This is a genomic window from Streptomyces silvae, from assembly GCF_016745505.1.
GTDB lineage: Bacteria > Actinomycetota > Actinomycetes > Streptomycetales > Streptomycetaceae > Streptomyces > Streptomyces silvae.
Genome location: NZ_JAERUC010000151.1, coordinates 1 through 8,103, shown reverse-complemented (window position 1 = coordinate 8,103; position 8,103 = coordinate 1). Strand labels below are relative to the sequence as shown.

General features: G+C 68.6%; 9 protein-coding genes. 1 reads left to right on the top strand and 8 read right to left on the bottom strand.

The features are described from left to right. The coding region (locus JKV81_RS24060) for a phosphoribosyltransferase domain-containing protein (protein WP_202077740.1) at positions 1 to 805 on the bottom strand (805 nt) is incomplete at its 3' end. Positions 806 to 813: 8 nt separating this feature from the next. Continuing rightward, on the bottom strand, positions 814 to 1,974 hold the full coding sequence (locus tag JKV81_RS24055; RefSeq protein WP_202077738.1) for an HpcH/HpaI aldolase/citrate lyase family protein: 1,161 nt from the start codon (positions 1,972 to 1,974) through the stop codon (positions 814 to 816). Positions 1,975 to 2,186: 212 nt separating this feature from the next. Here JKV81_RS24055 and JKV81_RS24050 point away from each other — a divergent pair, with 212 nt between their 5' ends. Next, entirely contained in the window at positions 2,187 to 3,095 is a 909-nt protein-coding gene (locus tag JKV81_RS24050) for a TerD family protein (RefSeq protein ID WP_129262624.1), read from the top strand. Positions 3,096 to 3,131: 36 nt separating this feature from the next. Here the strand turns inward: JKV81_RS24050 and JKV81_RS24045 are convergent, their stop codons facing one another. The 6 genes from JKV81_RS24045 to JKV81_RS24020 form a co-directional block, all read right to left on the bottom strand. Further along, the gene (locus JKV81_RS24045; RefSeq protein WP_129262626.1) at positions 3,132 to 3,866 is read right to left on the bottom strand and encodes a TerD family protein; all 735 of its coding nucleotides are present in this window, start codon (positions 3,864 to 3,866) and stop codon (positions 3,132 to 3,134) included. A gap of 162 nt (positions 3,867 to 4,028) precedes the next feature. Next, entirely contained in the window at positions 4,029 to 5,180 is a 1,152-nt protein-coding gene (locus tag JKV81_RS24040) for a DUF475 domain-containing protein (protein ID WP_202077736.1), read from the bottom strand. Positions 5,181 to 5,251: 71 nt separating this feature from the next. Beyond that, positions 5,252 to 5,827, bottom strand: a complete 576-nt coding sequence (locus tag JKV81_RS24035) for a TerD family protein (RefSeq protein WP_124276685.1) — start codon at positions 5,825 to 5,827, stop codon at positions 5,252 to 5,254. A gap of 159 nt (positions 5,828 to 5,986) precedes the next feature. Further along, complete coding sequence (locus JKV81_RS24030) at positions 5,987 to 6,562, bottom strand: TerD family protein (protein ID WP_099172391.1); 576 nt, start codon at positions 6,560 to 6,562, stop codon at positions 5,987 to 5,989. 195 nt (positions 6,563 to 6,757) lie between these two features. Next, the gene (locus JKV81_RS24025; protein ID WP_202077734.1) at positions 6,758 to 7,225 is read right to left on the bottom strand and encodes a peroxiredoxin; all 468 of its coding nucleotides are present in this window, start codon (positions 7,223 to 7,225) and stop codon (positions 6,758 to 6,760) included. Between the two features lie 165 nt (positions 7,226 to 7,390). After that, positions 7,391 to 7,828 (bottom strand): DUF3052 domain-containing protein, encoded by a 438-nt coding sequence (locus tag JKV81_RS24020; RefSeq protein WP_124276683.1) that lies wholly within the window; start codon positions 7,826 to 7,828, stop codon positions 7,391 to 7,393. Between the last annotated feature and the right edge of the window lie 275 nt (positions 7,829 to 8,103).

Here is an 8,103-nt window from a genome sequence, read left to right as displayed (position 1 = left end):
GCTCGGCGGACGACCCGCTCGCCACGGGCCCGGCGTCCTGGGCGTCGTGCTCGGCGACCAGGCTGCGGCCCTTCTCCAGGACCCCCTCGGGCAGGCGCACGGTGCCCCGGGCGCGGGCCACCAGGTCGACGCGGGCGCCGATCTCCTGGGCGAACTCGGCGAGCCGCCCCTGGTCCGCCTCGGAGCGCATGTCCACGAGGGCGACGATGACGTACCGGTCCCGGGGGTAGCGCGCGTGCAGGGCTCTGATGGTGTTGAGCACGGTGTTGCCGGTGGAGAACTCGTCGTCGACCAGGACCAGCGGCGAGCCCTCGGCGGTGGCGTTCAGCAGGTCCGGGTCCTCGGGCAGCAGCAGATGCGAGGTGGCGTGCGAGTGCGCCTCCTCGAAGCCGCCCGCCTGGGCGGCGCCGGGGACGGGGCGGCGGGTCGAGTGGAGGTACGGGGCGACGCCGAGCCCGTCGGCGACGGCGTGGCCGAGGCCGGTCGCCGTCTCCGCGTAGCCGAGGACGACCGCGCGGCGGGCCTCCGCCTCGCCGAGCAGGTTCCGTACCCGTTCGCCGAGCTCGAAGCCCACGCCGTGGACGACGGACGGCCGCTGCGGCACATGCTTGCCCAGGACGTTCGAGACGAGCAGATGGGCCCGCTTCGGGTTGCGGCGCAGGGCGAGGCCCAGCAGTTCCCTGAGCTCGCCGTCGCCGACGAGCTCGACCCCGAGCCGCCCGGCGACCCAGTTACCCGACCACTCCACGTCCACTGCCTCTTCTTCCCGTATGTGCTCGTCCGCTGCCGGCCCGTGCTCGCCCATGTCCGTGCTCAGGCCGTCACACCGGCGGCCAGGAGCTCCACGAAGCCCACGTCCTCGCGGGCCACGCCGAAGACCTCGGCGCGCCGGAGGGTCCGCTCGGCCCAGGCGCGGTGGGGCTTCACTTCGTTCATCTTGTTCGTGTACGCGGAGCGCAGCACCCCGCCGCCGCCCCGCTCCGGCCGCAGTATGTCCTGCGCGTCGCTGTACTCCTCATGGCTGACGACCGACAGCGCGTGCACGGGCAGGACGTGGGACGGGTGGATGCAGGTCTTGCCGAGCAGCCCGTTGGCGCGGTCCAGCTCGATCTCGCGCAGCAGTCCGTCGAGGTCGTGCTCGATGAGCGTGTTGCGCAGCTCCTCGGCCTGCCCCATGAAGGGGCTGCGGCGCAGCTGGGGCTTGAACATCCGCTCCTGGAGCCGGAAGTACTCCCACACGGGGCCGGTGATGGTGAAGCCGGTGCCGTCCGAGCGGCCCAGCACGTTGACGACGTCGCCGATGACGGCGCCGACGATCTGGACGTCGTACGCCGTCATGTCGGGCGCCCGGCGCAGACCGTAGGCGGAGCAGAAGTCGGTGACGCCGAGCCGGAGCGCGAGGATCCGCTCGCGGTACTTGTCGACGGTGCGGGCGATTCCCTGGAGGGTTTCGCCCCGCGTCTCCAGGTGCAGCAGCTCGGGTGATTCGAGGACGGGCATCGCGAACAGCCGGTGTCCGCTCTCCGCTTCGGCCGCGGTGAGGGCCTCCAGGAAGAGCTCGCCCCGCTCCTCCGTGAATTTCGGAAGTACGAATCCGGACAACCTTCGGACGGAGCTTCCCAGCCGCCGTACGAGGTCGGAGATCTGCTCGGGTTCGCGGACCCTGATGAAGAGCAGCGGCACATCGGCGTCGCGCGCGTCGATGTCGGCGAACTGCCGGACGAGGTTGGCCTCGGCGCCGACCACTTCGGCGTCGTCGATGGAATCCTCCAGGCAGAGGACCATGGAGACGACTCCCTGCCCGCTCTGCTTGATCACGTCGTCGGCCAGCCTGGGGCGGGTCGCGGGGCTGTAGAGCGTGGCGCCCAGGGCCGCGGAGAGCATCGGGGAGGGGGAACCGGCGTCGAATTCGCACGGCTCCCTGAAGAACAGAGCTTCCCGGACAGCGGGCGAGATGTGCCCGAAATGACGCATGTGATTCCCCCGTACTGCCTGATGGACCGGACAAACATGTGGCCGGTAATAGTACGTTCGGACAGGTGTCGCCGGTTCCCCGTCCCTGTGAACTTCGGGTGTCCCCCGCGTATCTCACACCCCGCACGGCGCGCCTGCGTGCCCCCCGGGAACGGTGCCTGGCCTACTGGTTCGTACCCCCGCGTTGTCCGGACGCCCCCCCAGCAGGCAGGATGACCGCCATGACGCACGCGATGCTGAAGGGCTCGAACGTCCCACTCGACGCCATGGCCGTACGGGCCGTGCTGCGCTGGACCCCGGGTGCCGGGGTCCCCGATGTGGACGCCTCCGCCCTGCTGATCGGGCCCGACGGCCGGGTGCGTTCCGACGAGGACTTCGTCTTCTACAACCAGCCGCGGCACCCTTCGGGGCTCGTGCGGCGCCTGCCCAAGCGCAGTTCGCCCGAAGGGCTCACCGACACGATCGAGGCGGATCTCTCCTCGCTCGACCCCTCCGTGGACCAGGTGGTCATCGCCGCGTCCTGCGACGAGGAGGCGTTCGAGCGCGTGACGGATCTGCGGATATCGCTGTACGACGCGGCGTCCGCGGACGGTGAGCCGCTCGCGGTCTTCGATGTGCGGGCCGAGACCGGCGAGGAGACCGCCGTCATCTGCGGCGAGCTGTACCGGCGGGGTGACGGCTGGAAGTTCCGGGCGGTGGGCCAGGGATATCCGACCGGCCTCGTGGGGCTGGCCACCGCCTTCGGGATCTCGGTGGACGAGGCCGAGGCGGCCTCCGAGCCCGGTCCCGCGGCCGTGCCCGGCGCTCCCGACCCGCAGGCGTCCTTCCCGCCCGCCCCGGACTCCCAGGCCACGGTGCAGCACCAGCAGCCCGCGCCCGACTCCCAGGCCACGGTCCAGCACCAGCAGCCCGCGTACGGCTATCCCCAGCCGTCCGCCGCGCCGCAGCCGGCCTACGGCTACCCCCAGCAGCCCGCGGCGGCCCCTGCGCCCGCGTACGGCTATCCGCAGCCTGCCGGGGACCGGCCGGCGTACGGCTATCCGCAGCCCGCGGCGGCGGCCGCGCCCGCCGCCGACCCGAATTTCATGCTGCCCCCGCAGGGCCCGCAGTTCCTCCGGTAGGGAGCCGGAGGCGCGGCCGCCCTTCACGGCGCGCACTCAGGCCCGCGTCTTGTAGCCGCGTCCCCACTGCATGCCGAAGCCGTACATCCGGTCCAGCTCCGACTGGAAGCCGTACACGAACTTCACCTCGCGGCGCACGATCAGCTCGCCCTTGACGTTCTCCACCGTGAACACCGCGCAGGAACGGGCCTGCGGGGCCCGCTCGTCCAGCTCGATCTCGATGCGCGGGCCGTTGCCCGGATAGAGCGTCACCTTGGCGTGCGTACGGTCGAAGGCCGGGGTCTGGTCGTAGATGTAGACGAAGAACAGCAGGCGCTTGATCTCATCGCGCTTGTCGAGGTTCACGTAGACGGTCTCGCCCGACGGCGCCCCGAAGCGGTCGTCCCCGCTGAGCCTGATGTACGGGGCCGCGTTCAGGTCGCCTATGAGGTTGCCCAGGGGCTGCACGACCCCCTTGGTCCCGTCCGTCAGTTCGTACATGCAGCCCAGGTCCAGGTCGACGTTGACCATGCCCTGGGTGTGCGCCTGGACCACGTCGGGCTGGAAGAGCTTCAGCGGACGCAGCAACCGGCCGCTCTGCCGCGACCTTCCGCCGATGTCCGACGTGCGCATCCGCCACGACAGGTTGACGCGCAGGTTGCCCGACAGCGCGCCCTGCTTGTTCAACGAGACCGTGGCATTGCGCTTGGAGAGCACGATCGAGTTCGTCGCGGAGTTACCCGACTCGAACTGCGACGCCCGCCTCGGAAACAGGCCGTCCCAGAAGGCCATCCCAACCCCCACATGTATCGGTAGTACCGCTCGACCCCGCACCTGCGGCCCACACGCCCCGCACGTCACTGCGGGGCGGCCGCCGCGCCGGGTCCGGGTGTTCCCGGAGAACCGCCGCCGTGGGCCGCCCCGCAGAGAGAGCGTTCCTCAATCCTTACCGGGTCACACCCCGGAGGACACTTCCGCCTTGGAATCGGAGCCGTCGCCGCCGTCGCCGCCTGCCGCCGCGATGGCCTTGTTGCGCCGGACCGAGGACCAGAAGGACCAGGCGATCAGGATGACCCCGACGGAACCGGTGATGAGCTCGTTGATCTCGTACTGGATGGTGACGAGCAGGATGACCGACAGGGCGCCGATCGCGTAGTGCGCGCCGTGCTCCAGGTAGACGTAGTCGTCGAGGGTGCCCTGGCGGACCAGGTACACGGTGAGCGAACGGACGTACATGGCGCCGATACCGAGGCCGAGCGCCATCAGGACGATCTCGTTGGTGATGGCGAAGGCGCCGATGACACCGTCGAACGAGAAGGACGCGTCGAGGACCTCGAGGTACAGGAACATGAAGAACGCGGCCTTGCCGGCGAGGAGCACCGCGGAGGCCGGCTTCCCGGCCTTCCTGGCCTCTTCCTCGGCCTCGTGCTCACGCTCCTCCTCCTCTTCGAGCTTGTCCTCGAAGAACCCGGAGAGACCACCGACCACGAGGTAGGTGATCAGACCGGCGATACCGGAGAGCAGGACGGTCGACGCCTTGTCGGCGTGCCCGCCACCGTGCTGGTGGGCGTGGGTGGCGACCGTCATGGACGCGATGAGCAGGACGATGAGCGCGACGCAGACCGACAGCATGTCGACCTTGCCGAGCTTGGCGAGCGGGCGCTCGATCCAGCGCAGCCACTGGATGTCACGGTCCTCGAAGATGAAGTCGAGGAAGATCATGAGCAGGAACATGCCACCGAATGCGGCGATCGACGGATGGGCGTCCGTCACCAGTTCCTTGTACCTGTCGGGGTCGTTGAACGAGAGGTCGATGGCCTCGATCGGTCCCAGCTGGGCGCTGATGGCCACGATCACGACGGGGAACACCAGCCGCATACCGAAGACCGCGATGAGGACACCGACGGTGAGGAAGATCTTCTGCCAGAAGGCATTCATCTTCTTCAGGATTCCGGCGTTGATCACCGCGTTGTCGAAGGACAGCGAGATCTCCAGGACCGACAGGATCGCGACGATGCCGAATGCCTGCCACCCCCCGTAGAACACCGCTGCGACCAGGCCGATCGCGGTAACCGCGAACGACCAGCCGAAGGTTTTCAGAAGCACTGGCTACCCCATCGTGTATGTAACGGGTCTCCCCCGGTTGAGTACGGGGCTCCCCCGCGCCGTGCGCGGCTTTACGAAACGTTGACCCCGAAGTCTAGAGCGATGCCCCGGAGCCCTGACGCGTACCCCTGTCCGACTGCACGGAATTTCCACTCGCCGCCGTAGCGGTAGAGCTCGCCGAAGATCATCGCCGTCTCCGTCGACGCGTCCTCACTGAGGTCGTAGCGTGCCAACTCCTGTCCGTCCGCCTGGTTCACCACGCGGATGAAGGCATTGGCCACCTGCCCGAAGGTCTGCCCACGATTGTCGGCTTCATGGATGGAGACCGGGAAAAGAATCTTGTCGCAGTGCGCCGGCACCTGCGCGAGGTTCACGATGACGGACTCGTCGTCGCCCTCGCCCTCCCCCGTGAGGTTGTCGCCGGTGTGCTCGACGGAGCCGTCGGGGCTCGTGAGGTTGTTGTAGAACACGAACCACTCGTCGCCGAGGACCCGGCCCGACTGGCACAGCAGCGCGCTGGCGTCGAGGTCGAAGTCGGCTCCCGTCGTGGATCGTGCGTCCCAGCCGAGCCCGACCAGCACCTGCGTGAGGTTGGGTGCGGCCTTGGAGAGGGAGACGTTGCCTCCCTTGGCGAGCGTGACGCCCATGGTGTGTCCTCCCCGAGTCGATGGACGGTCGTACGACCTCTGCCCGGCACGGGCGCCTGAGGGACGCGGGGCGCTCTGCCGAGCGCGTCCGGCGCCGCACAACGTGCGGCGCCGGACGCGATGGAGCTGAAGGTGCCCGGAGATGTCCTCCGGACCGGCTCAGACGTTGACGCCGAAATCCTGCGCGATGCCGCGCAGACCCGAGGCATACCCCTGGCCGATGGCACGGAACTTCCACTCCGCGCCGTTGCGGTAGAGCTCGCCGAAGACCATGGCCGTCTCCGTCGAGGCGTCCTCGCTCAGGTCGTAGCGGGCGAGCTCGCTGTTGTCCGCCTCGTTCACCACGCGGATGTACGCGTTACGGACCTGGCCGAAGCTCTGCTGGCGGCTCTCGGCCTCGTAGATCGAGACCGGGAAGACGATCTTGTCGACGTCGGCCGGGACACCGGCCAGGTTGACCTTGATGACCTCGTCGTCGCCCTCGCCCTCACCGGTGAGGTTGTCACCGGTGTGCTCGACCGAGCCGTCGGGGCTCTTGAGGTTGTTGAAGAAGACGAAATTACCGTCGCTCCCGACCTTGCCCTCGGCGTTCGTCAGCAGCGCGCTGGCGTCGAGGTCGAAGTCACCGCCGGTTGTCGTCCGGGCGTCCCAGCCCAGACCGACGATGACCGCCGTCAGGTTCGGCGCGGCCTTGGTCAGCGAGACGTTGCCGCCCTTGCTGAGGCTGACTCCCACGAGTCCTCCAAAAGTTGTGAGAGGGCCGGCAGACACCAGCGCCCCCGTCGTGCGTTGGCATCGGATCAACGATTGGATCCTAGTGACCGGTTCCCGGCCAAAACAGGCTTTTGGCCGGTCGCCGCCAGGAGATCCCCGGAACCGGCGGGTCGCAAACCCCGGAGCCGCACATCGCTCCCCCGGGGCCGCGCCCGGTCAGATCGAGTCGAGCGCCTTGATGTAGTCGTTCAGGTCGCGCGCGTCCGGCAGGCCGTTGACGACGGTCCAGCGGACCACGCCCTCCTTGTCGATGATGAACGTGCCGCGCACCGCGCAGCCCTTGTCCTCGTCGAAGACGCCGTACGCCCGCGAGGTCTCCCCGTGCGGCCAGAAGTCGGAGAGCAGCGGGTACTCCAGACCCTCCTGCTCGGCGAAGACGCGCAGGGTGTGGATCGAGTCGTTGGAGACGGCGAGCAGCTGGGTGTCGTCGTTCTCGAACTTCGGGAGCTCGTCGCGGAGCGCGCACAGCTCCCCCGTGCAGACACCGGTGAAGGCGAAGGGGTAGAAGAGCAGGACCACGTTCTTGGCGCCATGAGCACCCCGGAAATCGGAGAGCTTCACGGTGCGCCCGTGGTTGTCCTTCAGCTCGAAATCCGGAGCCTTCGTGCCGACCTCGATCGCCATGTACACGTATCCCTTCACGAACGTCACACTTCCCCGGCCTGGGCCGTCCGGGTGACACCCACCCTACGCAGCGTCCCCGGTGGGGGCCGGGCAGGGACGCACCGGTACGTACGAAGGCCCCCGGCGGCGTGGTGCCGTCGGGGGCCTCGGGTGATGAAAGAGCTCTCAGCGCTTGGCCTTGGCCCCCTTGGGAGTGACCAGACGGCTGCCCGTCCAGTCCTTGCCCGCGTTGATGCTCTTGGTCTGGGCGAGACCAGCTGTCTGGGCAGCCTCGTTGATGTCGCTCGGCTCGACGTATCCGTCTCGGCCGGTCTTGGGCGTCAGCAGCCAGACCGCCCCACCGTCCTCGATCAGACCAATGGCATCCACCAGCGCGTCCGTAAGGTCGCCGTCCTCGTCGCGGAACCAGAGCAGGACGACGTCAGCGACGTCGTCGTAGTCCTCGTCGACGAGTTCCTGGCCGATTGTGGCCTCAATGCCCTCACGGAGCTCCTGCTCGACGTCGTCGTCGTAGCCGATCTCCTGGACCACCTGTCCGGGTTCGAACCCAAGCCTCGCGGCCGTGTTGGTCCGTTCCTCCGCGTGGTCCGCGGTCGCGCTCACGGGTTGCCTCCTGATCATGTTTCGGAAAATGCTTCAGCCACGCGCGTGCGCGGGGCATTGGCCGTAGTCCACACGGGCTCGGCGAATCGCGCAAGTACCCGGCGTCCGAGACCGCCTAAACGGTGACGTTCCCTGCCACGTCGCCGCAACCTCCGGCATGTCTCCTGCGGGGCCGGAAATGGTGTGTCCGGACCCTTTGGACCGACCGGCGAATGGGGGGCGGCGTCGCGGGGGCGGGCACGCACATCTGCGGCGTTGTCGTCAATCACCATGGC

Bases quoted from the DNA above. Each gene is read 5' to 3' on its own strand.
- JKV81_RS24055 (WP_202077738.1), bottom strand. From the start codon at position 1,974: ATGCGTCATTTCGGGCACATCTCGCCCGCTGTCCGGGAAGCTCTGTTC.
- JKV81_RS24045 (WP_129262626.1), bottom strand. From the start codon at position 3,866: ATGGCCTTCTGGGACGGCCTGTTTCCGAGGCGGGCGTCGCAGTTCGAG.
- JKV81_RS24035 (WP_124276685.1), bottom strand. From the start codon at position 5,827: ATGGGCGTCACGCTCGCCAAGGGAGGCAACGTCTCCCTCTCCAAGGCC.
- JKV81_RS24025 (WP_202077734.1), bottom strand. From the start codon at position 7,225: ATGGCGATCGAGGTCGGCACGAAGGCTCCGGATTTCGAGCTGAAGGAC.
- JKV81_RS24050 (WP_129262624.1), top strand. From the start codon at position 2,187: ATGACCGCCATGACGCACGCGATGCTGAAGGGCTCGAACGTCCCACTC.